Consider the following 26,791-nt stretch of genomic DNA (forward strand, 5'->3'; position numbering starts at 1 on the left):
CACTCGGGGGTACCGCTGACAGCCCACGACCAATCGGCTGACAACGCCGCCGGGGCGCCGCTCGGGCGCTCGTGCCGGTGGGGTAGAAAGGCGGTCGTGTTCGAGCGCACCACGATCGAGGCCCGCGACGTGCTCCAGCAGCTGCCGGGCCTGGCCCGGGCGGGGGGCCGCGCGCGGATGACCCTCGAGGACATGGCGGCGGCGGTGCAGGACGCGCCGGGCAACACCGCGCCGCTGTGGCACGGCCCGCCGGCCGAGAAGACCCTGGTGCCCGGGGACCAGCACGTGCCGTTCGACGACGCGTCGCGGGCGCTGCTGGAGGAGGCGGCGGCCCTCGCGCAGCGGGAGGGCGCCGAGCACGTCGGGACCGAGCACCTGCTCGCCGCGCTGGTGCGCACCGGGCCGCAGGACATCGTGGCGCGGCTCGCCGAGCGCGGCGCCACCGCCGAGTCCGTCGACGACCTCCTCGCCGGGCTGCACGGAGGGATCGGGATCGAGCGGCCCGCGGCGAAGCCGAAGCCGAAGATGCCGCGGCCGGTCGCGATCGCCCTGCTGGTGCTGCTCGTCGCGGTCCTATTCGTGTTCTGCGTCTGGGGTCCCTGAACCGGCGCGGAGGCCGGCCGAGTAGGCCTCGGCGAAGGCGGGCCCGCCGATGAGGTCCCGCGCACGGGCGGCCGTCGCGGCCACGTTCGGGTCGCCGGCCACCGCGGTGCCGCGCAACGCCGTGGCGGCGCCGAGCAGGCGGGCGGCCTCGGTGCCGTCGCCGGTCAGGGCGTGGTAGCCGGCCAGGCCGTCGGTGGCGTCGGCCAGGCCGGCGCTCAGCGGCGCGGCCCGCGCGGCCTCCAGGGCCTGCTCGTGCCGGCGCAGTGCCTCGTCCGGGCGGCCGCGGGCCTCGGCGAGGCGGGCGTGTGCGGTGAGGATGGACGAGCGGATGTAGAAGGCGCCGAGGTCGCCCTCGTTCGCGTGGGACAGGGCGAGGGCCAGGTGGCCGGCGGCGGCGTCCAGGTCGCCGCGGTGCCGGGCCACCTCGGCAAGGCCCAGCTCGGCGAGCGCGGTGCCGGGGCGGCCCGCCCGGCGGCCGAGGTACGCAGCGCAAACGTAGTCGGTCTCGGCGCCGGCGAGGTCGCCCTGGCGGGTGCGGCAGTCGCCGCGGCGGCACAGCACGTCGGCGGTCTCCTGCGCGGCGCCGAGCTCGTCGAGGGCGGCCAGCGCCTCCGCCCACAGCTCGTGCGCGCGCGACCACTCGCCGCGCCAGCCGGCCAGGTGTGCCAGCCAGTCGAGGGCCTGCGCGCTGCCCCAGCGTTCGCCGAGGGCGCGGAACTCGACCAGGACGGCGCTCAGCTCCGCGTCGCCGGGGCGGCCGCCGAGCACGGCGAGCAGCGCGGCGCCGAGGCGTTGCAGGGCCGCGTTCCACGGGTCGGTGCCGAGCAGGGCCGGTGACGGCTCGTCGTCTACGCCGGCCTCGCGGGACATGCCCCATACGGCGGCGCCGAAGGGGTGGCGCAGCGGGCGGTCCAGCGTCGTCATGACGGCGTCGGCGCGGCGGCGGGCCTGCGGCGATGCGAACGACTCGGCGTGCACGACGCAGCTGACGTACTCCTCCTCCAGGCCCTCCGGCGGGCCGTCCGGCACCGAGTCGAGGACGCGGGCGGCCAGGGAGGGGACCTCGCCGCGGCGGCCGCCGAGCCACCAGTACGCGGCCAGGGCGGCGATGAGGCGCAGCGCGGTGTCGCGGTCGTTGGCGGCGCTCCAGCGCAGCGCCGACATGAGGTTCTCGTGCTCGGCCGAGAGCAGGGCGAGCCACTCCAGCTGCTCGGCGCGGCGCAGGTGCGGGTCGGCGCGGCGGGCCAGCGCCAGGCACCAGGCCGCGTGTGCGGCGCGCAGCGCGGGCTCCTCGCCGGCCTCGGCCAGCCGCTCGCGGCAGAAGAGCAAGATCGTTTCCAGCATCCGGTACCGCCCGTCGCGCACCGACAGCAGCGACCGGTCGACGAGGTCGGCCAGGAGATCCTCGCCAGCGCCGCAGACCTCCTCGACGGATGCGCGGGTGGCGCCGCCGCCGAAGACCGCGAAGCGCCGCGCCAGGGCGCGCTCGTCGTCGCCGAGCAGCTGCCAGCTCCAGTCGACGACGGCGCGCAGGGTGCGGTGCCGGCCGGCGGCGGTGCGGTCGCCGCGGGACAGCACGGCGAAGTGCTCGTGGCCGGCGAGGCGCTCGGCGAGCTCGGCGACGGTGAGCTGGCGCAGCCGGGCCGCGGCGAGCTCGATGGCCAGCGGCAGGCCGTCGAGCAGGTCGCAGATGCGGCGTACCGCCTCGGCGTTGGTGTCGTCGACGGTGAACCCGGCGCGCACGGCGGCGGCCCGCTCGGCGAAGAGCCGCACCGCGGGCTCGGGCGGCAGCGGCCCGAGCGGGACGAGGACCTCGCCGGTGAGGCCGAGCGGCTCGCGGCTGGTGGCGAGCGCGGCGAGGCCCGGGCACTCGGCGAGCAGGGTGCGCAGCAGGCCGGCGACGGCGTCGAGGACCTGCTCGCAGTTGTCGACGACGAGCAGCAGCTCCCGGTCGGCGAGGGCGGCGGCGAGGGGACGCACCGGGTCGGCGTCGCCGCCGGCGGGTGCGAGGCCGGCCGCGCGCAGCCCGAGGGCGCCGGCCACGGCGTGCGGCACGAGGGCGCCGTCCTCGACCCGCGACAGGTCCACGAGGCCGGCCTCCCGGCCGTCGCGGGCGGCGGCCTCGAGCGCGAGGCGGGTCTTGCCGGCGCCGCCCGGGCCGAGCAGCGTGACGAGCCGGGCGCCGCGCAGGCCGGCGAGCCGGTCGAGCTCCGCCTCCCGCCCGATGAGCCGGGTCAGCGGCGCGGGCAGGGTACTGCGGGCGGGCGGGGGAGCCTGCGCGCGCAGGATGCTCAGGTGCAGCGCGGCCAGCTCCGCCGACGGGTCCGCGCCCAGCTCGGCGGCGAGCAGGCGGCGGGCGTCGTCGAACTCGGCGAGGGCCTCGGCGGTGCGCCCGGCCGCGTGCAACGCGCGCATGAGCTGCCCGCGCAGGCGCTCCCGGAACGGGTGCTCGGCGACGAGGCGGCGCAGCGCACCGATGGGGGTGCCCTCGGGCAGCGCCAGCTCGGCCTCGGCGAGGTCCTCGGCGGCCGCGAGCCGGGCCTCCTCCAGCCGCGCGACCTGCGCGCCGGCGTCCGGCAGGTCCGCCAGGGCGGGTCCGCGCCAGAGGTTCAGCGCCTCGTGGAGTACCAATGCCGCGGTCTTGAAATCGCCCGCCGCGAGCAGGCGGTGGCCGTCCCGCGCGAGGGCGTCGAAGCGGTGGACGTCGACGTCCTGCGGGTCGACGACGATGCGGTAGCCGCCGCCGGTGAACTCGATCGCCTCGTACGGCAGCGCCCGCCGCAGCCGCGACACCTGCGCCTGCACCGCGTTGGCGGTGTCGCCGCCCAGGCCGTCGGCGGGCACGACGTGTCCGGCGGCGAGCAGCAGCCGCACGAGCAGCGCCCGCGGCTTCGGGCCGCCGACCGCCACGGGCCGCCCCGCGTCGTCGCGGACCTCGAGCGGGCCCAGGATCGCGAAGCGCATCAGGCCATTGTGCACAGCCGCGGTTCGCGCACGTCCGCGCCGGTCGGACGACACAGTTCCATCGGTGAATATTTACACAGTTAGTATCGATCACATGGCGCCTTCCGCATCGCAGGTCTTTGCCCGGATCAGCACGCCGGAGCCGCCCGGACCGCCCCGGATCCTCATGCGCCGGGCCGTCGTGCTCGGCGGCAGCATGGCCGGGCTGATGGCGGCACGGGTGCTCAGCGACCACGCGGAGGAGGTGCTGATCGTCGAGCGCGACCCGACCGAAGGGGCCGGGCCGCGGCCGGGCGTGCCGCAGGGCACCCAGGTGCACGCGCTGCTGCCGGCCGGGCAGACGCAGCTGGAGCGGTGGTTCCCCGGGTTCACGCTCGAGGCGGTCGCCGCCGGCGCGCCGGACTTCGGGCGCAACGACGGGCAGGTGTTCATCAACGACGAGCTGCGCCAGGTCCCCGACCCGGCGCGGGAGCGCCCGATGCTCATCACCACGCGGCCGTTCCTGGAGTCGCAGGTACGCCGCCGGGTCCTCGCGATCGACAACGTGCGCATGGCGTTCGGCCGGGCCGAGGGCCTGCTGTTCGGCGAGGACGGCGTGCGCGGCGCCCGCTACGTGCCCGACGGCGAGGAGGAGGCCGTCGACGTCGAGGCCGGGCTCGTCGTCGACGCGATGGGCCGCTCGAGCCGGCTCAACGACTGGCTCGAGGAGCACGGCTGGCCGCGCGCGCCCATGCAGCGGATGCCGATCAAGCTCAACTACGCCTCCGCGCTGTACGAGCGCGACGAGTCCGTGAGCGACGCGTGGGCCTCCATCGCGCAGATCACGCCGGGCGAGGGTCGGGTGGCGCGCATCGGCGGCGTGCTGGGCGTGGAGGGCGACCGGTGGCTGATGCTCGTCGCCGGCTACGACGAGGACCGCCCGTCGCGCGACGCCGACGAGTACGCGGCCCGCTGCCGCGAGCACTTCCCGAAGGTCTTCGGCGACATCGCCGAGCGGGGCCGGATGATCGGCGGCGTCATCACCTATCACCAGGCCGACAGCCGGCGCCGCGACTTCCATGCCGTGGACCGGCTGCCGGCGGGGCTCGTCGCCGCCGGTGACGCGGTGGCGTCGTTCAACCCGGTGTACGGGCAGGGCATGACGTCGGCGATGCTGCACGCCTCGTGCCTGTCGGCCTGGCTGCAGACCGGGCCGGACGTGGCCGAGGAGCCCGCCCAGGCGTACTTCGACCGGGTCCGCGTCATCGTCGACGCCGCGTGGCAGGTCTCGACGTTCGCCGACCTCGGCCTGCCGCACATCACCGAGGGCCACCCGCCGGGCTACAAGGTGATCCGCTGGGCGAGCGAGCTGCTGCTGCGCGCCTCGATGACCGACGAGCCGACGTGCCGGCGCCTCAACAGCGTCACGGCGATGGAGGCGCACCCGTCGTCGCTGGCGAAGCCGGGCGTGGTCCTGCGTGCCCTGCGCCTGCGCCTGCTCGGGCGGATCTGAGGTGAGGTTGCAAACCCTGACGGCGGGTGCGATCGTCGCGGCGCTGTCCGGCACCCTGCCCGAGCGGCCGTACTTCGACCCCGACGACCGCATCCGCTGGCTCGCCGCCCGCTCCGACGCCGGGGACCGCGAGGGCGCGGCGCGGGCCCTGCTGGGCGACCTCGGCGGGGCCGAGCGCCCGCCGCCGGGCCTGGCCGAGGACGGGCCGCGGATCCTGGCCGTGCTGCCGCCGGCGGAGGTGCTCGAGGGCCTGCTCAAGAGCCCGCACGTGTACGCCAGGTTCCGCGACCAGCTCGGCGACCACCCCGACGACATCGTGGCGGGCGTGTTCGCGCGCTGCGTGACCGGCGGGCCGGACGACGAGGAGGCGATGCTGCGCGCCGCCCTCGCGCCCACCGACCACGAGCGCACCTACCGCGGCGGCGGGTACCGCCCGGTCCGCGTCTCCGCCGTCCTGGCGGGCCTGGCCGAGACGGTCGCCGCCGACTTGGGGCGCGACGCTGGCGAGACCCTCGACCGGTGGGCGGCGGTCCTCGCCGAGAGCGAGTACGCCGACGGGCACCGCCTCGCCGCCGCCGCCGCGCTGCTCGCCCCGCTCGGCCTCGCCGAGGTCGACCGGCGCTGCGACCGGGTCGAGGACTACGACGGCCCGCGGCTGGCGGCGGCCCTCGCCCGCGCCGGCCGGCTCGGCGAAGCCCTCGAGCTCACGACCCGGATCGGGCCGTGGCAGCGGCAGCGGGCCCTGCTCGGCCTGGCGGACATCGCCGACGACGCCGGGCTGGCCAAGGTGCACGCCGCCTTCCGCAAGGCGCCGAAGGCCGACCGCAGCCGCGACGCCCAGATGGTGTGGAAGCACCGGCTCGCGTCGCTGGCGCTGCGCCGCGGCCTCGCCGACGACGCCATCGCCACGGCGACGGGGATGAAGGACTGCCGCATCGTCGACCACGGCCCCGCACCTCTCGCACTGGAGATCCTGCGGTGGCTCGCCGACCGGCCGGCCGAGGCGACCCCCGAGCGGCTGCGGGCGATCGCCGACGTCCTCGCCGGGCCTGCCGTCATCGCGCAGGAGCTCGCCGCCGTCGTCACCGAGGCGCTGCTGCTGCTCCACCGGCTCGCCGACCCGGCGCTGCGGGCCGAGCTCGCCGGCGCGCGCGTCCCGGCGCTGCGCGGGCGCCTGTCCTGGAACCCGCCCATCCTCGTCGACGCCGGCGTCGGCACTGTCGAAAGAGGCGGTCGACGACGATCTCCTTGCCGCCGTCCTCGCCGCGGCGCCCGATGTCACCGCCCGCCATGCCGTCGCGCGCAAGGCCGCCGCCCGGTTCGCCCGCGCCGGCGACCTGCCGGGCGCGCTGCGCATCGCGGAGGCTTGCGGGCTGCCCGTGTAGCGCCGTGCGGGGTACGGTGCGGTGTGCCAGTTGACCTTCGGCGCGCGCGGTTCGCCGGGTGCCTGCTGTTCCTGCTCTTCGGCGCCGCCCTCGGGGCGTGGACCGCGCGGGTGCCGGCGGTCAAGCACCACCTCGGCGTCGACGACTTCCACCTCAGCGTCGCGCTGCTGGGCCTGGCCGCCGGTGCGATCGCCGGGCAGATGGGCGCGGGCCGGCTCGTCGACCGCTTCGGCAGCGTCCGCGTCGCCGCGCCGACCGCCCTCGCCGAGGGCGTGCTGCTGCTGCCCGCCGCCTACGCGCCCACCCTCGCGCTGCTGACCGTCGCGCTGGTCGTGTTCGGCGCCAACCACGGCGTGCTCAACGTCGCCATGAACGCCAACGCGCTCGGGGTGCAGCGGGCGTACGGGCGGCCGATCATCTCGTCGTTCCACGCCGTGTACAGCATCGGCGGCTTCGCCGGCGCCGCGCTCGGCGGGCTGTGCGCGCACCTCGGCCTCGGCGTGCCCGGCACGTTCCTCATCGTCTGCGCCCTCACGACCGCGCTGGCCGCCTGGGCCCTCGTCTGGCTCGCCCCCGAGCCGCCGGCCGAGCACGCCGGCGCCGTCGGCGACGCGCGCGGTGCCCGGCTCGACGGCGTGCTCGTCCTCGGCGGGCTCGCGTTCTGCGCCCTCGTCGGCGAGGGCGCCGCCGCCGACTGGAGCGCGGTGTACCTGCGCGACAACCTCGGCGGCACCGCCGGTTTCGCCGCCGCGGGCTACGCCGCGTTCGCGATCGCGATGACCGCCGGGCGGGTCGTCGGCGACCGCCTCACCGCGCTGCTCGGCCCGGTCCGCCTCGTGCGCCTCGGCGGCCTGCTCGCCGCCGCCGGCCTGGGCGTCGCCCTGCTCGCCGACCACCGCTACGCCGGCGTCGCGGGCTTCGCCTGCCTGGGCGCCGGCCTGTCGTGCGTGGCGCCGCAGGTGTTCTCCGCCGCGACCGCACGCAACCCCGCCCGGCCCGCCCGCGCACTGTCGGTGGCGGTGAGCATGGGGTACGCCGGCTTCCTGGCCGGCCCGGTGCTGATCGGCGCCGCCACGCGGGCCGTGACGCTCCCGGTCGCCCTGGCCATTCCCGCCGCCCTGGCCCTGCTGGTGGCGCTCAGTGCAGGGGCGGTCGGACGGGCGCCGGTCTAGTACACTTTCGCAATTCATCCCTCAGGTCAAAGGCGATCGCCATGCAACGTGACGTTCGGCCCAGGTTGTCCTTCGGCCGCGCCAGCCGCCGGTCGTTCCTGCTGGCCGCGGGCGCGGCCGGCGCCGTGACGCTCGCCGCCTGCGAGCCCGAGCAGGACGCGGCCGGCCAGTCCGGCTCGTCGAGCGGGGCCTCGGCCTCACCGAGCCCGTCCGCGCCACCGCCGGCGACGGTGCAGATCACCGCGCCGGCCAATGGCGCCGCCAACGTGCCCGCCGCCATGGAGGTCGCGTGCACCGTCGGTAACGCCACGAAGACGGATGTGGTGTTCGTCGACGCCGGCGGCGAGCAGATCGCCGGGGTGCCGCACTCGAGCACCGGGGTGTGGATGCCGGCGCGGCAGCTGAAGTACGCCACCCCATATGAGGCCCGCGTCACCGTGACCGGCGCCGACGGCAAGACCACCACCGCCACCGCCGCGTTCACGACGATGAAGAAGCCCGGCAGCCTCGCCAAGGTGACCGGGGTCGTCAACAACGGCCAGACGGTCGGCGTCGGGATGCCGTTCATCATCAACTTCGGCGTCGACGTCGCAAAGGACCAGCGCGCCGCCCTGCAGAAGCGCCTCAGCGTGGTCAGCGACCCGCCGCAGGAGGGCGCCTGGAACTGGTTCAGCGGCAAGGAGGTGCACTTCCGGCCCAAGGAGTACTGGCAGCCGGGCACCAAGCTGACGCTGAACGCGCCGATCGGCGGGCTGCCGATCGGCGGGAAGTGGTATGCCGACCGCGACCTCACCACCAGCGCCACCGTCGGGCGGAAGTTCGTCATGGAGGTGGAGAACAAGACCCACCAGATGACGGTCACGCAGGACGGCCAGGTCCTGCGCACCTGCCCGGTGAGCAACGGCCGGCCCGCCAACCCGTCGGCCAGCGGCCACTTCATCATCATGATCAAGAACGAGTGGGAGTGGTTCGACTCCTCCACGTTCGGCGTGCCGTCGGACAGCGACGCCGGGTATCGGCTGAAGGTGTACTGGCCGCAGCGGCTCACCTGGGACGGGGAGTACCTGCACTCGGCGCCGTGGTCCGTCGGGGACCAGGGCAAGCGCAACGTCTCGCACGGCTGCACCAACCTGTCCCCCGCCAACGCCGAGTGGCTGTGGAAGCAGACGCTCATCGGCGACCCGGTGATCATCCGCAACACCGAGGAACACGTGAAGTGGACCAACGGCTGGACCGACTGGGACATCTCCTTCGAGGACTACGTCAAGGGCAGCGCCGTGCCGTACCAGGCTCCGGCGACGCCCGCCCCGTCCGGCTCCGCCTCCCCGTCCGGATCCGCCTCGCCGTCGGCGTCCTCCTGATGGGCCCCGCCCTGGGTCTTTAGGCCCAGGCCCGTAGGTGGCCGCGTCGTTAGCGTCCTTCCCGGACGCCGCGACGCGGCGCACAACCTACGGGAGACTCTTCATGACCCTGTCCCTTCGACGCCTGCCGCGATCGCGGCTGTTCGTGCTGGCCGGCATCGCGGTCGCGCTCCTGGGCTTCCTCGGCTGGTTCGCCACCGGGCCGCTGCTGCGCCCGGCCGGCGCCGACGAGAAGCCGCTGTCCCAGGGCAAGCCGGCGACGGCCTCCTCCAGTGAGGGCCGCGCGTTCCCGGCCTCGGCCGCGGTCGACGGCGACACCGGCAGCCGGTGGTCGAGCGCCTTCAGCGACCCGCAGTGGCTGCAGGTCGACCTCGGCGCGCCCGCGTCGCTCGACCGCGTGGTGCTGAACTGGGAGCGGGCCTACGCGACCGCGTTCCAGATCCAGACGTCGCTCGACGGCGCGGACTGGGCCACCGTGTACAGCACCACGACCGGGACCGGCGGCCGGCAGACGCTGACGGTGAGCGGGCTGGCGCGCTACGTGCGCATGTACGGGACCGCGCGGTCCTCCGGGTACGGGTACTCGCTGTGGGAGTTCCAGGTGTTCGCGAAGTCCTCGGCGCCGGCCACCGCCACGGTCGCACCGCCGTCCTCGGGCACCGCGTCGCCGGCCCCGTCCAGCGCCGGGCCGGTCCCGACCGGGGCCGCCGGCTACATCATGGCGCCGAACCCGGTGACCAACGTGAAGCCTTCGCACGAGGTACCGCCGAACAAGGGCGGTTTCCATGAGTTCCAGGCCAACTGCTCGGTCAGCCGGACCAACCTCGGCGACGACCCGATCGTCTTCCCGAACCTGCCGGGCGCCTCGCACCTGCACACGTTCATGGGCAACACGACCACGAACGCGGCCAGCACCGTCGAGTCGCTGTCGAAGGGCCAGACCACCTGCAAGGCCAAGGGTGACCTGTCGGCGTACTGGATGCCGACGCTGTTCAACGGCGACACCGCCGTCAACCCCGAGGGCCTGCAGACCATCTACTACAAGACCGGCGTGACCGACTACCGCAGCGTGCGCGCCTTCCCGAAGGGCCTGCGCTTCGTCGTGGGCAGCGCGAAGAACACCGACGCCGACAAGTTCCTCGCCGCGACGGAGGAGGGCTTCGAGTGCGGTGACAGCTACAAGAACAAGAACATCCCGCTGACCTGCTCGAGCGAGCGCAGCGTGAAGCTCAACATCCGCTACCAGGCGCCGTCGTGCTGGGACGGGCTGCACCTGGACTCGCCGGATCATCAGAGCCACATGGCGTACCCCATCGACACCCACACGGCGTCGGGCTGGGTGTGCCCGGACGACCACCCGGTCGCGGTGCCGAAGCTCGAGTTCAAGATGGCCTGGCCGGTCAACGGGGACATGTCGAAGGTGCACTTCGCCAGCGGCGCCGGCCCGACCTTCCACTACGACTTCGTCAACGCCTGGGACGACCGGACGCTGACCGCGATGATCAACGGCTGCATCGTGGCGGCCCGGCAGTGCGACGCGCAGGGCCACGACGGCCGCGACGACCAGCAGCCGGCACCGTACGTCCTCAACAACAACTACGTTCTGCCGTAGTCCCGTTGGTTTGTATTGTCGACCGGTGACTGACGCCGGCCCGTCCCGAACGCTGCGCGGCCGTCCGCATCCGCGGCGGCCGCGGCAGTGGATCGGGCTCCTGCTGGCCGCCGCCGGCATGGCCGCCGCGACGGTGGCCGTGCCGCCGCTGATCGCCCCGCACCGCAAGTCCCCGGAGGCGGCGCCGACACCCACCCCCTCAGGCGCCGCCTCCGGTTTCGCCAGCGCCCTCGTCCCGGCGGGGTTCGCGCCGATCAGCGTCCAGGCCGAGGACCCCGCGAACCGGCTCACCGGCGGCGCGGCGGTCGTGGCGTGCGCGACCTGCCGCGGCGGGCACCGGGTGCGCTACCTCTGCCCGGACTGCGCCCTGGAGGTCCGCGTCACCGTGCCGGTCGCCGGTGCGCGCAAGGTCACGGTCTGGTACGAGGTCGACGGCCCCCGCTCGATCAAGGTCAGCGTCAACGGCGGGCCCGCCCGCACCTGGCCCGTGAACGGCCCCGACTGGACCGTGCCGCGCTCCTTCGACTTCACCGCCGACCTCCCGGCGGGCGAGGTGCGCCTGCGGCTGTACAACGACGACGCACCCGCACCGGACCTCGACGAGATCGTCATCGCTTGAGTTTTCTTCAAGTTCTGCTTAAGCGTTCGTTGGGAGCGATCTCCGCGCAGTAGCCTCTGGCCGGTGTACGGTACGGACCGCGAGATCGCCGCGGCGGCGCTGGCCCGGGCGGTCCTCATCGGCCGCGCGGTCGCCGCGATGGCCGCGGCCGCGGCCGGCCTGCTGCTCGTCGACGACCCAGCCCGGGTCGTCGCGGTGCTCGTCCTCATCGCTGTGGCCACGGCCGTACAACTCGGGCTACTGGCCCGGTGGCCGGCCGTCGTCGCCCGCCCGGTCGTCGCGGTGGTCGCCGACTTCCTGGTCCTGTTCGCGGTGCTCGCCGTCAGCCGCGGCGGCATCGCCTACTTCTGCTACGCCGCCGGCGCCGGCGCCCTCGCGGGCGTGGTGCTCGGCCTGCGGGCGCTGCCGGTGTGGGCCGCCCAAGCCGCCCTCGGCTACACGGTCATCGCCGAGGTCCTGCACCGCACCGAGGCGCCGCCGGAGCTCACCGCGTTCGTGGTCGCCTTCCCCATGGCCGGCGCCCTGGCCGGCGTGGGCGCCGCGATGGCCACGACGGCGTTGACCCGCTACCTGGAACTGTCCGCCCGGCTGGTCGCCTCGGCCCAGCGCTCGGCCGCCGCGTCCGAGCGGGCCCGGCTGGCCCGCGAACTGCATGACTCCGTCACCAAGACATTGCGAGGCGTTTCCTTGGCCGCATTGGCTCTGCCCTCTTCCCTGCGCCGTCAGCCCGCCCTCGCCGAACATCTGGCCGGCACGGTCGCGGCCGGCGCGACGGCCGCCGCCCGCCAGGCCCGGGAGCTGCTCGAGGAGATGCGCCTGGACGTCGCCGACCGCGACTTCGCCTCGGGCGTCGCCGAGGTGTGCGCCGCGTGGAGCGACACGACGGGCATCCCGGTGAGCACGGCCCTGGCAGACCTCGACCCGCCGCTCGAGGTCTGCCACGAGCTGAACCGCATCCTGCGCGAGGCCCTGGCCAACGTGGCCCGCCACGCGAGGGCCCGCCGCGTCTACGTCCGCCTCGCCCCGACCCGCCGCGGCGCGTTGCTGGCCATCGCCGACGACGGCGTGGGCTTCGCGATGCCGAGGCAGCTGCACGGCCTGCAGTCCGCCGGCCACTTCGGCATCGTCGGCATGACGGAACGCGCCCGCACGGCCGGCGGCACCCTGGACATCGACTCCTCGCCGGGCGCCGGCACCACGGTCACGGTCCGCATCCCGCTCCCGGTCACGGTGCCGGTTCCGTGACCGTCGGCGTCCTGGTCGTGGACGACAACCCGATCGTGCGCTCGGCGTTGCGCGGCATCCTGGACACCGACGACGGTTTTGACGTCCTGGCCGAGGCCGCGAACGGCCGCGAGGCCCTGCACGCCGCACGGCGCCTGCGCCCGACGGTGACGTTGCTGGATCACCGCATGCCGATCGCCGACGGCCTGTCGGTCCTGAACGCGATCGCCCAGCACACCGCGGTCCTGGTCCTGACCAGCGACGACGACCCGGTGCTGATCGCCGGCATGCTGCACCAGGGCGCCCGCGGCTACCTGGTGCACGGCGAGTTCGACCCCCCGGAGCTCCTGCGCGCCGTGCGTGAGGTGGCGGGCGGCCGCGGCTGGCTCTCACCCGGAGCGGCCTCGGTGGCGGCGTCGATGGTCCGCGACCAGGCTTCACGGCAGCACGCCCGGGTCCGGGCCAGAACCGGCTTCGGCCTCACGGACCGGGAGGAGGACGTGCTGAACCTGCTGTGCGAGGGCCTGACGAACGCCTCGATCGCCCACCGCCTCCGCCTGACGGAGAAGACGGTGAAGAACCACCTGAACCACGTCTTCGCCAAGCTGCAGGTCCGCACCCGCACGGAGGCGGTCGTACGCTGGACTTCGTGACGCTGCGTCACGGACCCGGCGCGGGTGGCGACCGGACGCCTGGTCGCCACCCGCCATTCGGGGATGGTGTCGATCCCGGTCCCGTCGGCGTCGGGTCCGGGCACTGGCCCCATCCGCACCCGGCCTTCGGCGGTGACCGGGCGCGGACGTCTCAGCCGCCGTAGATGCGGATCAGCCGTTTCTCGATGCGGATCAACCGTTGTAGACGCGGAACTCCGAGCACTGGCCGGCCGGCCAGCCGGTGTTCGCGGTGAACGTGAGCCGCAGGTAACGCGTCGTCACCGTCGACGGGAACGTGATCGTCGCGGTGTTGCCGGTGGCGGGGTTGAAGGTGTAGCCGGCCGCGCCCACGATCGTGGTGAAGGAGCCGCCGTCGGTGCTGCCGCTGACCGCGATGGTCTGGGTGCGGGTCGCCCACGAGGACTGCGGCGGGAGGGTCAGCACGATGCGACGGGTCGCCATCGCCGAGCCCAGGTCGACCTGCAGCCACTGCGGCCATGCATTGTTGGCGCTCTCCCAGTAGGTGCCGGTGTTGCCGTCCACGGCGTTGCCGCTGCCGTACACCTGGGTGTGGCTGCTCTCCGAGGTCGGGCGGCCCGCGGCGAGGTTCGTGGTGTTGTTCGGCGGTGCGGAGGTCGTTGCGGTGACGGCGTTCGAGGCGCCCGAGGCGTTGCCGGCCGCGTCGTAGGCGGCGACCGTGAACGTGTACGACGTCGAGGCCGTCAGGCCGGTGGCGGTGAAGGCCAGGGTCGTGGTGGTGCCGATGACCGTGCTCGTGGAGCCGGAGACGCGCGAGACGCGGTAGCCGGCCACGCCGACGTTGTCCGTCGCGGCGTTCCAGGCCAGGGCGACGGTCGTGTCCGTGGTGCCCGTGACGCGCAGCGAGCCGGGGACCGACGGGGCGGTCTGGTCGGGGCCGGTCGGGAACGGAACCGTGAACCTCGTGTCGGTCAGGGCGACCTGACCCTTCAGCATCCGGCCGCCGTCGTTGGTCAGGCGCAGGTAGTAGTCCGACGAGCACGGGGTGCCGTCCTCGTCCAGGGCGCGCATGCCGGAGTTCGTGGGCTGCCAGGCGGCGCTCTCGGCGGTCTTGGCGATCTGGTTGCCCTCGTTGAACTCGTCGAACATCGAGATGTACACGCTCTGCACGCCCGCGCGGGTGTGGTTGTAGAACTGCCGCCACATGAGCTCGCCGTGGCGGCGGTGGCCGGCCGCGAGGTCGCCGGGGATGACGCACGGCTGGTAGTCGATGCCCCGGGCGTTGAGGTCGGCGAGGTCGGGCAGGACGCGGTTGGTGTAGAACCAGTCGGCGCCGGCGTTGTCGCTGATGCGCCCGACCATCCACGGCGAGATCATGTTGAAGGCGTGGTACACGTCGATGTACCCGGCCCGCGAGTCGTCCGTGCCGAGGCGCCAGTGTGTCGGCACCCCGCCGATGACGTAGCAGCCCTGCGCCTTGAACCAGTTGATGACGTCCAGGCACGCGGCCGGCGCGAACGGGCGGCCGTCGTCGTTGAAGCCGAAGCCCCAGATGCACACGACGGGCTTGCCGTTCTGGCGGGCGTACGCCGGGGAGGCCGTGTGTGCCGACATCTTGTTCGTCCAGTCGGTCTTGATCTCGCCCTGCATGTTCAGCCACCACGTGACGTCGTACATGACGTAGAACTTGCGGCCGGTCGCCTCCGCGGCGGAGCGGACCTTCTGCGCCATCGCGTCGCGGGTCGCGCCCTCGCCGCCGTTGGGGTTGAAGCGCTGCAGCGCCGCGGTGTCGCAGCCGTTCTGCTGCATCCAGCGGAAGTGCGTGTCGACCGTCTGCTGGTCGTAGGAGGAGAAGAGGTTCGCCGGCTGGCCGTTGCCGAGGTTGGCGAAGTTGCTGCGGTACCCCTTCGTGAAATCGCGCATGTCGGGCCAGCAGGTGATCGAACAGGCACCGGGCGCCGGCGCCTGCGACCAGTTCGGGCTGTAGTGCCACCAGCCGTTGATGGGCGCGCCGTCGCCGATGCAGGCGAACCAGCCCTGGTAGCCGACGGTGACCTTGCCGACCACGTCGCCGGGCGGGCTGGCGGCGGCAGCCTCGGTGGCGGCGGCGAGGGGCAGCGCGCCGGCGGCGGCACCGGCGAGCGAGGTGGCGATGACGGAGCGGCGGGAAACTCCCATGTGGACTCCTCGGGGTGTCGCCCCGTTCGTCGAGCGGCTTGGCGGACCGCGAAAAGCACGAGAACAGGGCATGGCGGGTAAGCGGGCCGGGCGGGACCCGCACACCGGCACTGAGCAGCCCACGCGTTGATCACGCGCGGTTGGCGGTGCTGACCACATGTCGGCTTCTGGCGTGGAATCCTGCCAGCAGTCGCGCTCCCAGCGCAATACTTCGATATGTCCTCCGCAAGTTCTTGACGAACTTCTGTCGCAATGGCCGTTTGTACACCGTGCCACCGCCGGTCCCCGGATGTCCCGCCCCACGGGCATGCGCAGGAGGCTCATACCGCCGATCGCCGCCGCCCTGTCGGCGGCGGCGATCGCATGGCTGCTGTTCGATGGGTGTGCGACGATCGCGGCGTACGTGCCGCGCACGCTGAGCGCGCGGCTGTCCGGCTCGGCCGTGGTACCCGCCGACGCGCTCACGGCGGCGTGGCACACCCTGCTGCTACGCCTCCTGGCCGCGACGGCGCTGCTCGTGATCTCCGCCGCCGCGGCGGCGGCGACACTCAGGCGGCCTTGAGGTACCGGCCGTCGTGGTACAGCAGCGGCGCGCCCTCGGAGTGCTCGCCGTGGATGGGCGAGGCGAGCACGATCGCGTGGTCGCCGGCGTGCACGCGGTCGGCGACGCGGCACACCAGGACCGCGAGGGCGCCGGACAGCACCGGCACGCCGTGCGGGCCGGGCTGCCACGCGACCGGCGCGGCGAAGCGGTCGATGCCGCTCGTGGCGAACCGCCGGGCGAGCTCCTCCTGGGCCTCGGTGAGGACGTGCACGCCGACGTACTCGGCCCGTTCCAGGGTCGGCCAGCTCGACGAGCGGCGGTCGAGGCAGAACGACACCAGCGGCGGGTCCAGCGACACCGACGTGAACGACGTGGCCGTGAAGCCGGCGGGCCGGGCGCCGGCCGCGGTGATGACGACGACCCCGGCCGCGTGCCGGCGCAGAAGCGATCGGAACAGGTCGGCGCCGATCGTGGTCGTGGTGGGCATCTTCGGTACCCCCGATCAGGAGACGGTGAGTATGGGCGCGCCCGTGCGGAGGCGCTCCAGCCACTGCACGACGTGCGCGGCCACCATGCGGTGGGCCACGTCGTTGAGCGAGTCGTGCCGGCCGTCGCGCACGGTGGCGAGCTCGGCGCGGGGCAGGGCCGCGGCGAGGGCGCGGGCGCCCTGCACCGGGGCGATCGGGTCGGCCTCGCCGTGTATGACCAGCACCGGCACGGCGACCAGGGCCGGTCGTGCGGCCTCGTGCAGGGCCTCGGGGACCGCCGAGGTGAGCGCGCCGCGCTCGAAGCCGGCGTCGGCGTCGAGGCGGGAGCGGTGGGTCGGGCAGGCGCTGCGGGCGTCGAGCTCGGCGTCCCACTCGAGCCCGCCGGTCGCGGCCGGGGCCTGCCACGGCACGCCGACGGCGATCACGCCGGCCGCCGGCACCGCCGCCGAGGACGCCAGGGCGTGCAGGGCGCCGGTGTCGGAGCCGGCGAGCACCAGCGGGGGCACGGCGTCCTCGGCCAGCTCGGCGAGCGTGTCCGGGGTGGCGCAGCGCACCGCGTACCCGTCGGCGGCGAGGCGCCGGCCGAAGCGGTCGTAGACGCCGGCGTGCTCGCCGCGGCCGGGCAGCAGCAGCACCGTGCCGCGCACCGCGATCGCCGCCGGCGGGTCCCAGCGCGCGCCGGCGACCACGGGGGCGCCGACCGTCGCGCTCATCGGGCGCCCACCGTGGCGGCCTCGGTGCGGGCGGTGGCGGCGCGGTGGGCGAGCTCCTGGCGTACCAGCGGAAGGAGATGGCGACCGTAGTCGATGGCGTCGTCGAGCGGGTCGTAACCGCGGATCAGGATGGTGGTGACGCCGATGTCGACATAGTCGAGGAGGGCCTGCGCGACGGTCTCCGGCGTGCCGACGAGCGCGGTCGAGTTGCCGGCGGCGCCGGACGCCTTCGCGGGCGCGGTCCACAGCGCGCGGTCGTGCAGGTCGCCCTTCTCCGCAGCGGCGAGCAGGCGCTGGGAGCCGGCGTTCTGCGGCGGGCCGTCGGTGCGCCACGCCCGGGCGGGCCAGTTCGCGCGGCCGGTGGTGATCGTGTCGAGGATCGCGTGCGCGCGCTCCCAGGCGAGCTCCTCGGTCGGGCCGAGGATCGGGCGGAACGAGACGCTGATGCCGGGCGGCTCGGCGCGGCCGGCGGCCTGCGCGGCGTTGCGGACCGAGGCGATCTGCTCGGCGGTCTCGGCCAGGGGCTCGCCCCACAGCGCGAAGGTGTCGGCGTGCTTGCCGCCGACCCGGTACGCCGCCTCGGAGGACCCGCCGAAGTACAGCGGGATCCGGTGCGCCGGCTGGACGTGCGCGGAGAAGTCGGCGAAGCGGTAGTACGCGCCGTCGAAGTCGAAGGGCTCCGGCGAGCTCCACGCGCGGCGCAGGATCTGCAGGTACTCGTCGGTGCGCGCGTAGCGCTCGTCCTTGCCGAGGTAGTCGCCGTCGCGCTGCTGCTCGTGGTCGTTGCCGCCGGTGATGGTGTGCACGGCGACGCGGCCGCCGCTGAACTGGTCGAGGGTGGCGAACGTCCGGGCGGCCAGCGTCGGTGCGACGAAGCCCGGGCGGTGGGCGATGAGCAGGCCGAGGCGGTCGGTGTGCGCGGCGACGTGCGCGGCGACCTGGCCGCCCTCGGGCCAGCCGGAACCGTAGCCGATGAGGATCCGGTCGAAGCCGGCGTCCTCGTGCGCGCGGGCGAAGCGCCGGGTGTACTCCGGGTCGATGACCGGCCCGGACGGTGCGTGGATCTCGGAGGCGTGCTGCGTGCCGATCATGCCGATGAACTCGACGGTCATGACGTGAACTCCAAATCTGCGAGGGCGTGGTGGCAGGCGACGGCGCGGTCGCCGTCCACGGTGGACAGTGCCGGCGCGGTGGCGCACGCGGCGGTGGCGAAGGGGCAGCGGGCCGAGTAGTTGCAGCCGCCGTCGTATCCGGGTCCGGTGCCGCGCAGCCGGGCCGCCGGGACCGCCCGCTCGCGGCGGACGCTGGGCGCCGACGCGACGAGCAGGGCCGTGTACGGGTGGCGGGGCGCGGCGAGGACGTCGCCGATCGGGCCGTGCTCGGCGAGCCGGCCGCCGTAGAGCACGGCGACGCGATCGGCGATCCCGGCGAGGGAGCTCAGGTCGTGCGAGATGACCACGACGGTGACGCCGGCGGTGTCGCGCAGGCCGGCGAGCAGCCGCAGGACGTGGTTGCGGTTGGAGGCGTCGAGGGCGGAGACCGGCTCGTCGCACAGCAGCAGGCGGGGTTCGACGGCGAGGGCGCGGGCGAGCAGGACGCGCTGGCGCTGCCCGCCGGAGATCTCGCCGGGGCGGCGCGCCGCGAGGGCCGGGTCGAGGCCGACGCGGGTCAGCGCGTCGCTGACCCGCGTGGCGATCTCGGCGGGGCGCTGCCGTCCGGCGACGGCGAGCCCCTCCCCCACGATGGTGCCCACGGTGTGCTGCGGGTCGAGGGCGCGCAGCGGGTCCTGGAACACGTACTGCAGCGCGCCGGTGCGCCGCCACGCCCGCCGGGCCCGGCCGCGCAGGGCGGTGAGGTCGGTGCCGTCGAAGGCGATCCGGCCGCCGTGGACCGGTGCGAGGCCGGCGACGGCGCGGGCGAGGGTGGTCTTGCCGGAGCCGGTCTCGCCAATGATGCCGAGGATCTCGCCGGTACGGACGGCCAGGCTCACGCCGTCGAGCACCCGGTGCCGGTCGTACTCGACCGACAGGTCCTGGATGTCCAGCAGGGTGCTCATGCGCCCACCAGCGCCAGCTCGGCGGCCCGCACGCAGCGCACGACGCGGTCGTCCACTCCTGCCAGTCCGACCGGCTCGGCGCAGCGCTCGGTCGCGAAGCCGCACCGGGCGGCGAAGCGGCATCCCGGTGGGTACGCCCCGGGCTCGGGCGGCCGGCCCGGGATGACGGCGAGGTCGCGGCGGCGCCAGTCGCCGAGGGACGCGACGCGCAGCAGGGCCTCGGTGTAGGGGTGCCGGGGGTTGGCGATGACGTCGGCGGTCGGGCCCTGCTCGACGATCTCGCCGGCGTAGAAGACGGCGACGCGGTCGCAGACCTGCGCCACCACGGCGAGGTCGTGGCTGACCAGCAGCAGGGCGAGGCCCCGCCGCTCGCGCAGGTCGGCGAGCAGCTCGAGGACCTCGGCCTGCACGGCGGGGTCGAGGGCGGTGGTGGCCTCGTCGGCGACGAGCAGGCCGGGGTCGCCGGCCACGGCGATGGCGATGAGGGCGCGCTGGAGCATGCCGCCGGACAGTTCGTGCGGGTACTGGCCGAAGACCGCCGAGGCGCGCCGGATGCCCATCGCCTCGAGGAGCTCGACGGCGGCGGCGCGGGTCTCGCCGCGGCGCAGGCCGCGCTTGAGGCGCAGCTGCTCGGCGAGCTGGCGGCCGACAGTGAGCGACGGGTTGAGGTAGGAGGCCGGGTCCTGGAAGACGGCGGCGACGCGCCCGCCGCGGATGCGGTCCCAGCCGCGGCGGTCCAACGTGGTCAGGTCGGTGCCGTCGAGGGTGATCCGGCCACCGGCGACGGTGGCGCCGGGCGGCAGGACGCCGAGGACGGCGCGGCAGGTGAGGGTCTTGCCGGAGCCGGACTCGCCGACGAGGCCGAGCGACTCTCCCTTGTGGACGGTGAGCGAGACCTGGCGTACCGCCTCGGTCCCCTCCGCCCCGACGGTGACCCGCAGGTCGTCAACGCGCAGCACGGAGCCCCCTGTCGTCGGCGAGGGTGTTGAGCGCGGCCACCGTCAGGGCGATGAGCGCGGCCGGTATCACCGGGGCCCACGGCTGCTGGGCGAGGAAGCCCAGGTCACTGGCGAGGACGCCGCCCCAGGTGGGCGCGGGCGGCTGCACGCCGATGCCGAGGAACGTCAGCGACGACACGGCCAGCAGCGCGCCGCCCGTGGCCTGCGCGGCGGTGACGGCGACCGTCGGCGCGACCTTGCCCCACACGTGGGTGCGCAGTATCCGCCATCGGGAGGCGCCGAAGAGCTCGGCGGCCTCGACGTACTGCGCCCGGGTCAGGGCGAGCCCGGCGGCCCTGGTGACGCGGAAGAACAGCGGCGCGAAGAGCACGCCGATGGCGAGCATCGCCTGGGTGAGGCCGTTGCCGAGGATCCCGGTGACGGCGACGGCGAAGACGATGAACGGCAGGGTCATGATGGCGTCGGAGCCGCGCAGCAGCAGCCACTCGACGCCGCGGCCGAACCACAGCGAGGCCAGGCCCGGCAGGACGCCGAGCAGCAGCCCGGCGCCGACGCTCTCGACGGCGGCGACGACGGTGGTGCCGGTGCCGGCGACGAGCCGGCTGAGCACATCGCGGCCGAGGTAGTCGGTGCCGAACGGGTGCACCCACGAGGGCCCGTGCAGGGCGAGCTCCGGCGCCTGCGCGAGCGGGTCGTGCGGCGCGATCAGGTGGCCGGCGACGGCGAGCAGCCCGACGACGGCGAGCAGGGCGAGGGCGAGGCGTCTCATGACCGCCGCCCCTGCGGCGTCAGGCGCAGCAGCGCCAGGTTGACCAGGGTGTTGCAGGCCAGCACGACGGTGATGGTGACGAGCAGGGTGCCCTGGATGACCGGCACGTCGTGCTGCGCGGCGGCCTGCAGCGTCAGCTGGGCCAGGCCCGGCAGGTTGAAGATCTTCTCGGTGACGATCGCGCCGCCGAGGACCGTCGGCACGCCCACGCCCAGCACCGTCAGCGCGGGGCCGATCGCGTTGCGCAGCGCGTGGCCGAACAGCACCCGCCGCGTGCCGAGGCCGCGCACGACGGCGCCGGTGACGTAGTTCTCGCCGAGCTGCGCGACGAGCGAGGTGCGCAGCTGCCGGGCGATGTTCGCGGCGATGTCCAGCGACAGCGCGAGGGCGGGCAGGATGGCGAAGCGCAGCCAGGGCAGCAGGCCGTGCTGTGGCCCGACGTATCCGCCGGCCGGCAGCGCCTTCAGCAGCACCGAGAACACGACGATGAGCCCGATGCCGATGACGAACGGCGGCAGGGCGCCCAGCGCCGAGGCCACAAACGTGACGGCCCGGTCGAGGCGGCCGCCGCGGCGCAGGGCGGCGCCGATGCCGGCGGCGCCGCCGAGCAGCACGGCCAGCAGCACCGCCAGGCCGGCGAGGGCCAGGTCGACCGGCAGGGCGGTGAAGACGCTGTCGGCGACGGGGATCGTGGTGAAGTAGGAGCGGCCGAGGTCGCCGGTGAAGGCGCTGCCGAGCCAGTCGGCGTACTGCACCAGGAACGGCCGGTCGAGGCCGAACTCGTGGTTCATGCGGGCGATGTCGGCCGGGGTGGCGGTCTCGCCGAGCACGGCCGCCGCCGGGTTGCTCGGCGAGAGCGCGCCGAGGGTGAAGGTGATCAGCGAGGAGAACAGGAACACCACGACGGGAGTGACGCTCGCGCCGATCCAGCGCCGGCGGCGCCGCCTCGGCCGGTCACCGGCCGGCGGCGCGGACCGCGGCGGCGCCTCGGGGCGTTCGAGCAGCGTGGTCATGACACGGTCACCCCTTCGAAGCGCTGCACGACGGTGAACTCGGGGATCGCCGACACGGCGGCGCGGCGGGCGAGGATGCGCGGCACGGTGTACAGGAACGTGTTCGGCATGCTGCGCACCGCGAGCGCGGTCGCCTCCTGCAGCACGGTCGGGTACTTCGGGTCGTCCAGCGGCGTGCGGCTCACCTTCGCCAGGGCGTCGGCGAGCTCCTGGGGCTGGACGCGGCCGGGGTTCATGAGACCCTCCTTGCCGAAGAGCACCTGGAAGGCCTGCACCGCCGAGTCGCGCCCGGCGAACTGGTCGACGAACAGGGCGCGGGAGTGCTGGACGTACACCAGCTGCGTCGCCTGCGCCTGCGGGATGACCTCGATGGTGGGCTTGAACCCGACCGCCTGCAGCTGGGACTGCAGCTGCTCGGGGACGCCGGCGGCGGCCGAGGTGCTGATGACCACGTCGACGGGGGCGCCGTGGTAGCTCGACTCGGCCAGCAGCCGCTTGGCCTTGTCGGGGTCGTACGCGTACACGCCCTCCAGAGCGGGGTTGTAGCCGGCGTAGCCCTTGGGGAAGGGCTGGTAGGCGACCTCGCCGTGGCCGAACGCGGCGGTCTTGAGCAGCGCCGCCCGGTCGACGGCGTAGTGCAGCGCCTCGACGACCTTCGGGTCGTCGAACGGCTTCTTCGCGACGTTGACGTCCAGGACGGCGACGACGAGCGACGGGATCGCCTGGACCTGCAGGCCGGCGGCCTTGGCCGCGTCGACCTGGCTGCCGGGGATCTGCGCGACGTCGTACTGCCCGGACTGCAGCGCGGCGACGACGGTGGCCGCCTCGGGCAGCGGGTACACCTCGAAGCCCGGCAGCCTGATGTTGCCCGCGTCCCAGTAGGACGGGTTCCTGGCCAGGACGGCCTTGGCGTTCTGGGTGTAGGAGGTGAGCGTGAACGGGCCGGCGCCGGCGGGCTTGGTGGCCAGGGCCTCGGCGTTGCTCGCGAACGCGGCCGGGTTCACGATCATGCCGGTCTTGCCGGCGAAGAGGTTCGGGATCTGAAAGTCCGGCGCGCCGAGGGTGATTTTGACGGTACCGCTGTCCGGCGCCGCGACGTCCTTGACGTTGACCAGCTGCGGGCCGACCAGGGACTTGGGGAGGTCGCGGCCGCGCTCGAGGCTCTTCTTGACGGCGGCGGCGTCCAGCGGCGTGCCGTCGCTGAACGTCAGGCCGGGCCGCAGCGTGAAGGTGACCTCGGTGCCGTCGGCGTTGTACTTCCAGCTCGTGGCGAGCGCCGGTACGGCGTTGCCGCGCTCGTCGAGCTTGGTGAGCCCGGCGTACACCAGCGACAACACGTGCACGTCCCAGCCGGCCGACGACGTGACCGGGTCCCAGCTGGTCGGCAGGGTCCAGCCCCACTTGAGGGTGCCGCCGCCCGCCCCGCCGGCGCCGGGGCCGGTGGTCCCGTCGCCGCAGGCGGCGAGCAGCGTCGCGGCGCCCAGTGCGGCGCCCAGGCCGAGCAACGACCGGCGGCTCAGTTCGACAGAGTTCTTCATGCGGGCGGATGCCTTTCGAAACGCGAAAAGGGTGCACGGAAGCGCGCCGGCCGGGTCGAGGGCAGGCGTCAGGAAGGTGCGCGGGTGCGAGTGGGTGAGCCGGAATGACTTATCGACAGAGGGCGCTGGCTGTGCGCCGGAGGTCGACGTAGCGCCGTGCCACGCCGGGGTGGGTCGATGTCATGAGCCCATCATGCGGAGGCGCCGGAGTGGCCGTCAATAGCCATCGGGATGTGTCTTATCTATCGAGACAAACTCGATAGGTTTAATAGGAGTTGCGCCCGTCGCTCAGGCCTCGTCGACCGGCGTCCAGAGGCTCGGCAGGTTCACGACGACGGCCTCCTGGCTGCTGCGCGCGATGACCACGACGGCCTCCTGCTCGCCCGGGTTCTCCTCGCGGTGCGGGGTGAACGGCGGCACGAAGACGTAGTCGCCAGGCTCGGTCTCCAGGCGCACCTCGCGCTCGCCGTCGGCGAAGACGAACACCGGGTGGCCCGAGACGACGTAGATGGCGGTCTCGGTGTCGCCGTGGTGGTGGTCGCCCGAGCCGCTGGCCGGCGCGACGTGGGTGCGCCCCATCCAGAGCCGCTCGGCGCCGACGGCCTTGCCGGAGATGGCCTCCAGGCGGGTCATGCCGGAGGTCTGCATGGTGTCGCCGGTGAGCTCCGCGCCCTTGATGCGGCGCAGCGGCGCGTGCCATTGGTCGGCCATGGAAGTGTCTCCTTCGGACGGTCGGGCTTCAGCCGCGGGTGTGCACCAGGCCGAGCAGGGACGCGGCCGGCTCGCGCGGTGTCTCGGTCAGCAGGTCGGCGATCGTGACGCCGGTGAGGATCTCCTCGGTGCGGGCCTGGATCGCCCGCCACACCGCGGTCACCGCCGGCGCACGGGTGGCCTCGGCGAGGTCGTTCGGGTCCTCGCCGTGCACGGTGAGCAGCTCGCCGTCGACGGCGGCGACCGCGTCGGCGAGGGTGATGGCGCCGGCGGCGCGCCCGAGCCAGTAGCCGCCTTCGCAGCCGCGCTGGCTGCGCACGAGCCCGGCCCGGCGCAGGTCGCGCATGACGGCCTTCAGGAAGCGGTACGGGATGCCCTGCGCCGCCGCGATCCCCTCGCACACGAGCGGGCGGCCCGCGTCGGCGGCGAGCTCGACCATGGCGCGGATCGCGTAGTCCGCCTTCGCCGAGATGCGCATCGGGCAGTTCCTCCAGCGGCGTGGTGGAGCGGTTGGAGCTTTGGCGGCCCAAACCATACCAAGAGACTGGAGTTTGTATCCATTGCCCTCAGCGGCGGGTGTAGTGGGCGATGATCACGCCCGTGGTGGTCGTGACGGTGCCGGTCAGGTCGAACTCGGTCAGCGGGGCCGAGCCCTCGAACAGGCGGGTGCCGGTGCCCAGGGTCAGCGGATGCACCAGGAACGAGTAGCGGTCGATCAGGCCGGCGGCATGCAGGCCGTGCACCAGTGAGGCGCTGCCGATGATCGACAGGTCCGGCCCCGGCCGGGCCTTCAGCTCGGCCACCGTGTCGGCCGCGTCCCCGCGCAGCAGGATGGAGTTCTGCCAGCCGTCCGCATCCGCCAGGGTCCTCGACACGACGTACTTGGTCGCCGCGTTCATGTGCGTCGTGAACGGATTGCCATCGGTCCGGTCCGCCCATGCGGTGATGAAGTCCTGCCACGTGCGGCGGCCGAACAGCATGTCGCCGGGCCGGGCCATGCCCTTGGCCATCTCGCGGCCCATCACCTCGTCGGTGTACCGCCGGCCCCACCCGCCATGGGCGAAACCGCCGCGGGTGTCCTCGTCGGGGCGGCCGAGGCCCTGCACGACACCGTCGAGCGTGACACTCATCGTGACCGAGATCGAACGCATGAACCTGTCCCTCCGTTGGTGGATGCCGCGCACCCGCGGCCGTCACCTCCCACACGAACGACCCGGCTCGAAAATCGACAGCTTCGGGCGGCAGTTAAGCGGTCGCTCTGGCGGCGGGCGGGAGGGACTTCAGGGTTGCGGTGAGGACGGCGTGCGTCGTCGCCAGGTCCTCGGACATCTGGAAACCGCCCTCGGACACCAGGGTCGCGAAGCCGTGCATGGCGGCGCGCAGGACCCGGGTGGCGTGGACCACCTGGGCGTCGGTCAGGTCGTAGGCCTTGAAGACGGCGAAGATGACGGCGACCAGGCGCTGCGCGGCCGACGCGACCGATGGGTCGGGGTCGGGGCGCTGCGGTACCAGGGCGTAGCGGCGGGCGTTGTCGGTGGCGTAGGCGTGGTAGGCGCGCATCAGGGACTCCAGGGCCTCGTCGCCGCTGCGGCCCAGGACCGCGGACGTGGCGGCCGCCGTCAAATCGTCCAGCACGCGGGCCGCCAGCAGGGAGCGCAGCTCCGGCAGGCCGGCCACGTGCTTGTAGAGCGACGGGGTGGCCACGCCGCACTCCGCCGCCACGGCCGCCAGGGTCAGCGACGCCGGGCCGGCGCGGTCGACGACGCGCAGTGCGGCGTCGACCACCGCGGCGGGGGTCAGGCCGGCCCTAGGCACGGACACGCTCGGCGAGGAAGGCGAGAACGGCGGCGGCCGTGGAGGACGGGCGCTCCGAGTGCGGGTAGTGCCCGGCGCCCTCGACCATCGCGACGGTGCCGGAGAGGCGGCCGGCCATCAGGCGGGCCTCGGCGGCCGGGTCGGGGAAGTCGGGGTCCTTCGTGCCCATGAGGACCAGCGCCGGGGTGCGGACCTCGGGCGTGCGGGCCTCGCAGACCGAGACGTCGGCGGCGAGCATCGCGCGCAGGGCCTCCATGCGGCCGGGCTCGGCCAGGTTGGCCGACAGGGCCGCCTTCTCCTGCGGGTCGGGCTTCGCGGACTTGTACAGCGACGCCCAGTACGTCACCCACAGCGGGCGGAACGTCTGCACCGCCCACGCGGCGGCGCGCATGACCGGGTTGGGCCGGGGCATGACCCGGGCGAACGGGTCGGAGAGCACGATCGCCGAGAACAGCTCCGGGGCCTCGGCGGCGGCCCAGATCGCGGTGGCGCCGGTGTAGGAGTTGGTGAACAGCACGGCGGGCCCGGCATCGAGGTGGCGCAGCAGCGCGATCGCGTCGCGGGCGATCGCCTCCGGCGAGTAGTCGGACCAGACGGCGTCGCTCTCGCCCTCGCCGCGCAGGTCCACGGTGACGACCCGGTAGCCGGCGGCGACCAGCTCGGGCACGAACGGCGCGTAGGTCCGGCGCGTGACACCCAGGCCGGGCAGGCACAGCACCAGCGCCCCGTCACCCAGCGTGTCGTCGTAGGCAATCTTCCCGTTCTCGTTCACAAAGCTCATCGTCATAGCCAAAAAGCTAATGCCATTAGCCAATGCTGTCAAGGGCCCTGGGGTGGACGCGCGGAGCGCGGGCGTGGAGCGGGGCGCGCGAGAGGAGGGCGCGAGGCGCAGGGCGCGGGGGTGGGGCGCGGGGGCGCGCGGCGCGGGGGCGCGCGGCGCGGG

Annotated in this window: 25 protein-coding genes; 9 read left to right on the forward strand and 16 right to left on the reverse strand. The window is 74.2% G+C overall.

Going from position 1 to position 26,791, the window contains the following annotated elements:
* The first annotated feature begins 96 nt into the window (after positions 1 to 96).
* Complete coding sequence (locus ABD901_RS49195; protein WP_345139827.1) at positions 97 to 603, forward strand: Clp protease N-terminal domain-containing protein; 507 nt, start codon at positions 97 to 99, stop codon at positions 601 to 603.
* Here the strand turns inward: ABD901_RS49195 and ABD901_RS49200 are convergent.
* Positions 574 to 3,567, reverse strand: a complete 2,994-nt coding sequence (locus ABD901_RS49200) for an ATP-binding protein (protein ID WP_345139829.1) — start codon at positions 3,565 to 3,567, stop codon at positions 574 to 576. The two genes, ABD901_RS49195 and ABD901_RS49200, sit on opposite strands and share 30 nt — an antisense overlap.
* 94 nt (positions 3,568 to 3,661) lie before the next feature.
* Here ABD901_RS49200 and ABD901_RS49205 point away from each other — a divergent pair, with 94 nt between their 5' ends.
* The 7 genes from ABD901_RS49205 (at position 3,662) to ABD901_RS49235 (ending at position 13,085) form a co-directional block, all read left to right on the forward strand.
* Positions 3,662 to 5,059: an FAD-dependent oxidoreductase gene (locus ABD901_RS49205; protein ID WP_345139832.1), complete on the forward strand. Its 1,398-nt coding sequence runs from the start codon at positions 3,662 to 3,664 to the stop codon at positions 5,057 to 5,059.
* Between the two features lies 1 nt (position 5,060).
* On the forward strand, positions 5,061 to 7,616 hold the full coding sequence (locus ABD901_RS49210; protein ID WP_345139835.1) for an MFS transporter: 2,556 nt from the start codon (positions 5,061 to 5,063) through the stop codon (positions 7,614 to 7,616).
* 41 nt (positions 7,617 to 7,657) lie between these two features.
* Positions 7,658 to 8,977, forward strand: coding sequence for a L,D-transpeptidase (locus ABD901_RS49215; RefSeq protein ID WP_345139838.1), 1,320 nt, complete (start codon positions 7,658 to 7,660; stop codon positions 8,975 to 8,977).
* Positions 8,978 to 9,080: 103 nt separating this feature from the next.
* A complete protein-coding gene (locus tag ABD901_RS49220; protein WP_345139841.1) occupies positions 9,081 to 10,589 on the forward strand; it encodes a DUF1996 domain-containing protein in 1,509 nt (502 codons plus the stop codon).
* Positions 10,590 to 10,614: 25 nt separating this feature from the next.
* Entirely contained in the window at positions 10,615 to 11,208 is a 594-nt protein-coding gene (locus ABD901_RS49225; protein WP_345139845.1) for a carbohydrate-binding protein, read from the forward strand.
* A gap of 63 nt (positions 11,209 to 11,271) precedes the next feature.
* Positions 11,272 to 12,453 (forward strand): sensor histidine kinase, encoded by a 1,182-nt coding sequence (locus ABD901_RS49230; protein ID WP_345139848.1) that lies wholly within the window; start codon positions 11,272 to 11,274, stop codon positions 12,451 to 12,453.
* Positions 12,450 to 13,085, forward strand: a complete 636-nt coding sequence (locus tag ABD901_RS49235; RefSeq protein WP_345139851.1) for a response regulator — start codon at positions 12,450 to 12,452, stop codon at positions 13,083 to 13,085. Before ABD901_RS49230 ends, ABD901_RS49235 begins: the two co-directional genes overlap by 4 nt.
* A gap of 192 nt (positions 13,086 to 13,277) precedes the next feature.
* Here the strand turns inward: ABD901_RS49235 and ABD901_RS49240 are convergent, their stop codons facing one another.
* Positions 13,278 to 15,242 carry a glycoside hydrolase family 99 protein gene (locus ABD901_RS49240; RefSeq protein WP_345139854.1) on the reverse strand — a complete coding sequence of 655 codons (1,965 nt, stop codon included), beginning with the start codon at positions 15,240 to 15,242 and terminating at the stop codon, positions 13,278 to 13,280.
* Positions 15,243 to 15,531: 289 nt separating this feature from the next.
* Here ABD901_RS49240 and ABD901_RS49245 point away from each other — a divergent pair, with 289 nt between their 5' ends.
* Positions 15,532 to 15,804, forward strand: coding sequence for a hypothetical protein (locus ABD901_RS49245; RefSeq protein ID WP_345139857.1), 273 nt, complete (start codon positions 15,532 to 15,534; stop codon positions 15,802 to 15,804).
* Here the strand turns inward: ABD901_RS49245 and ABD901_RS49250 are convergent.
* The 14 genes from ABD901_RS49250 to ABD901_RS49310 form a co-directional block, all read right to left on the reverse strand.
* Complete coding sequence (locus ABD901_RS49250; protein ID WP_345139860.1) at positions 15,791 to 16,273, reverse strand: flavin reductase family protein; 483 nt, start codon at positions 16,271 to 16,273, stop codon at positions 15,791 to 15,793. The two genes, ABD901_RS49245 and ABD901_RS49250, sit on opposite strands and share 14 nt — an antisense overlap.
* A 15-nt stretch (positions 16,274 to 16,288) precedes the next feature.
* Positions 16,289 to 16,987: an alpha/beta hydrolase gene (locus tag ABD901_RS49255; RefSeq protein WP_345139864.1), complete on the reverse strand. Its 699-nt coding sequence runs from the start codon at positions 16,985 to 16,987 to the stop codon at positions 16,289 to 16,291.
* Positions 16,984 to 18,099: an LLM class flavin-dependent oxidoreductase gene (locus ABD901_RS49260; RefSeq protein WP_345139867.1), complete on the reverse strand. Its 1,116-nt coding sequence runs from the start codon at positions 18,097 to 18,099 to the stop codon at positions 16,984 to 16,986. Before ABD901_RS49260 ends, ABD901_RS49255 begins: the two co-directional genes overlap by 4 nt.
* Positions 18,096 to 19,043, reverse strand: a complete 948-nt coding sequence (locus tag ABD901_RS49265; protein ID WP_345139870.1) for an ABC transporter ATP-binding protein — start codon at positions 19,041 to 19,043, stop codon at positions 18,096 to 18,098. The genes ABD901_RS49260 and ABD901_RS49265 overlap by 4 nt, the downstream gene beginning before the upstream one ends.
* Positions 19,040 to 20,002 (reverse strand): ABC transporter ATP-binding protein, encoded by a 963-nt coding sequence (locus tag ABD901_RS49270; RefSeq protein WP_345139873.1) that lies wholly within the window; start codon positions 20,000 to 20,002, stop codon positions 19,040 to 19,042. The genes ABD901_RS49265 and ABD901_RS49270 overlap by 4 nt, the downstream gene beginning before the upstream one ends.
* Positions 19,989 to 20,771 carry an ABC transporter permease gene (locus tag ABD901_RS49275; protein WP_345139877.1) on the reverse strand — a complete coding sequence of 261 codons (783 nt, stop codon included), beginning with the start codon at positions 20,769 to 20,771 and terminating at the stop codon, positions 19,989 to 19,991. Before ABD901_RS49275 ends, ABD901_RS49270 begins: the two co-directional genes overlap by 14 nt.
* Positions 20,768 to 21,784 (reverse strand): ABC transporter permease, encoded by a 1,017-nt coding sequence (locus ABD901_RS49280; protein ID WP_345139880.1) that lies wholly within the window; start codon positions 21,782 to 21,784, stop codon positions 20,768 to 20,770. Before ABD901_RS49280 ends, ABD901_RS49275 begins: the two co-directional genes overlap by 4 nt.
* Entirely contained in the window at positions 21,781 to 23,322 is a 1,542-nt protein-coding gene (locus tag ABD901_RS49285; RefSeq protein WP_345139883.1) for an ABC transporter substrate-binding protein, read from the reverse strand. The genes ABD901_RS49280 and ABD901_RS49285 overlap by 4 nt, the downstream gene beginning before the upstream one ends.
* Before the next feature lie 109 nt (positions 23,323 to 23,431).
* Positions 23,432 to 23,506, reverse strand: coding sequence for a putative leader peptide (locus ABD901_RS59325; RefSeq protein WP_350544119.1), 75 nt, complete (start codon positions 23,504 to 23,506; stop codon positions 23,432 to 23,434).
* A 104-nt stretch (positions 23,507 to 23,610) separates the two neighbouring features.
* Positions 23,611 to 24,033 carry a cupin domain-containing protein gene (locus tag ABD901_RS49290; RefSeq protein WP_345139886.1) on the reverse strand — a complete coding sequence of 141 codons (423 nt, stop codon included), beginning with the start codon at positions 24,031 to 24,033 and terminating at the stop codon, positions 23,611 to 23,613.
* 28 nt (positions 24,034 to 24,061) lie between these two features.
* A complete protein-coding gene (locus ABD901_RS49295) occupies positions 24,062 to 24,511 on the reverse strand; it encodes an RrF2 family transcriptional regulator (RefSeq protein ID WP_345139889.1) in 450 nt (149 codons plus the stop codon).
* 88 nt (positions 24,512 to 24,599) lie between these two features.
* The gene (locus ABD901_RS49300) at positions 24,600 to 25,184 is read right to left on the reverse strand and encodes a dihydrofolate reductase family protein (RefSeq protein ID WP_345139892.1); all 585 of its coding nucleotides are present in this window, start codon (positions 25,182 to 25,184) and stop codon (positions 24,600 to 24,602) included.
* 94 nt (positions 25,185 to 25,278) lie between these two features.
* Positions 25,279 to 25,854, reverse strand: coding sequence for a TetR/AcrR family transcriptional regulator (locus ABD901_RS49305; RefSeq protein WP_345139895.1), 576 nt, complete (start codon positions 25,852 to 25,854; stop codon positions 25,279 to 25,281).
* Complete coding sequence (locus ABD901_RS49310; protein ID WP_345139899.1) at positions 25,841 to 26,635, reverse strand: alpha/beta fold hydrolase; 795 nt, start codon at positions 26,633 to 26,635, stop codon at positions 25,841 to 25,843. The genes ABD901_RS49305 and ABD901_RS49310 overlap by 14 nt, the downstream gene beginning before the upstream one ends.
* Between the last annotated feature and the right edge of the window lie 156 nt (positions 26,636 to 26,791).

This window comes from Dactylosporangium darangshiense, from assembly GCF_039537565.1.
Lineage (GTDB): Bacteria > Actinomycetota > Actinomycetes > Mycobacteriales > Micromonosporaceae > Dactylosporangium > Dactylosporangium darangshiense.

Coding starts and splice junctions, on each gene's coding strand:
- ABD901_RS49295 (WP_345139889.1), bottom strand. CDS start 24,511: ATGCGCATCTCGGCGAAGGCGGACTACGCGATCCGCGCCATGGTCGAG.
- ABD901_RS49300 (WP_345139892.1), bottom strand. CDS start 25,184: ATGCGTTCGATCTCGGTCACGATGAGTGTCACGCTCGACGGTGTCGTG.
- ABD901_RS49205 (WP_345139832.1), top strand. CDS start 3,662: ATGGCGCCTTCCGCATCGCAGGTCTTTGCCCGGATCAGCACGCCGGAG.
- ABD901_RS49245 (WP_345139857.1), top strand. CDS start 15,532: ATGTCCCGCCCCACGGGCATGCGCAGGAGGCTCATACCGCCGATCGCC.
- ABD901_RS49200 (WP_345139829.1), bottom strand. CDS start 3,567: ATGCGCTTCGCGATCCTGGGCCCGCTCGAGGTCCGCGACGACGCGGGG.
- ABD901_RS49215 (WP_345139838.1), top strand. CDS start 7,658: ATGCAACGTGACGTTCGGCCCAGGTTGTCCTTCGGCCGCGCCAGCCGC.
- ABD901_RS49260 (WP_345139867.1), bottom strand. CDS start 18,099: ATGACCGTCGAGTTCATCGGCATGATCGGCACGCAGCACGCCTCCGAG.
- ABD901_RS49240 (WP_345139854.1), bottom strand. CDS start 15,242: ATGGGAGTTTCCCGCCGCTCCGTCATCGCCACCTCGCTCGCCGGTGCC.
- ABD901_RS49275 (WP_345139877.1), bottom strand. CDS start 20,771: ATGAGACGCCTCGCCCTCGCCCTGCTCGCCGTCGTCGGGCTGCTCGCC.
- ABD901_RS49250 (WP_345139860.1), bottom strand. CDS start 16,273: ATGCCCACCACGACCACGATCGGCGCCGACCTGTTCCGATCGCTTCTG.
- ABD901_RS49285 (WP_345139883.1), bottom strand. CDS start 23,322: ATGAAGAACTCTGTCGAACTGAGCCGCCGGTCGTTGCTCGGCCTGGGC.
- ABD901_RS49280 (WP_345139880.1), bottom strand. CDS start 21,784: ATGACCACGCTGCTCGAACGCCCCGAGGCGCCGCCGCGGTCCGCGCCG.
- ABD901_RS49310 (WP_345139899.1), bottom strand. CDS start 26,635: ATGACGATGAGCTTTGTGAACGAGAACGGGAAGATTGCCTACGACGAC.
- ABD901_RS49290 (WP_345139886.1), bottom strand. CDS start 24,033: ATGGCCGACCAATGGCACGCGCCGCTGCGCCGCATCAAGGGCGCGGAG.
- ABD901_RS49255 (WP_345139864.1), bottom strand. CDS start 16,987: ATGAGCGCGACGGTCGGCGCCCCCGTGGTCGCCGGCGCGCGCTGGGAC.
- ABD901_RS49265 (WP_345139870.1), bottom strand. CDS start 19,043: ATGAGCACCCTGCTGGACATCCAGGACCTGTCGGTCGAGTACGACCGG.
- ABD901_RS49220 (WP_345139841.1), top strand. CDS start 9,081: ATGACCCTGTCCCTTCGACGCCTGCCGCGATCGCGGCTGTTCGTGCTG.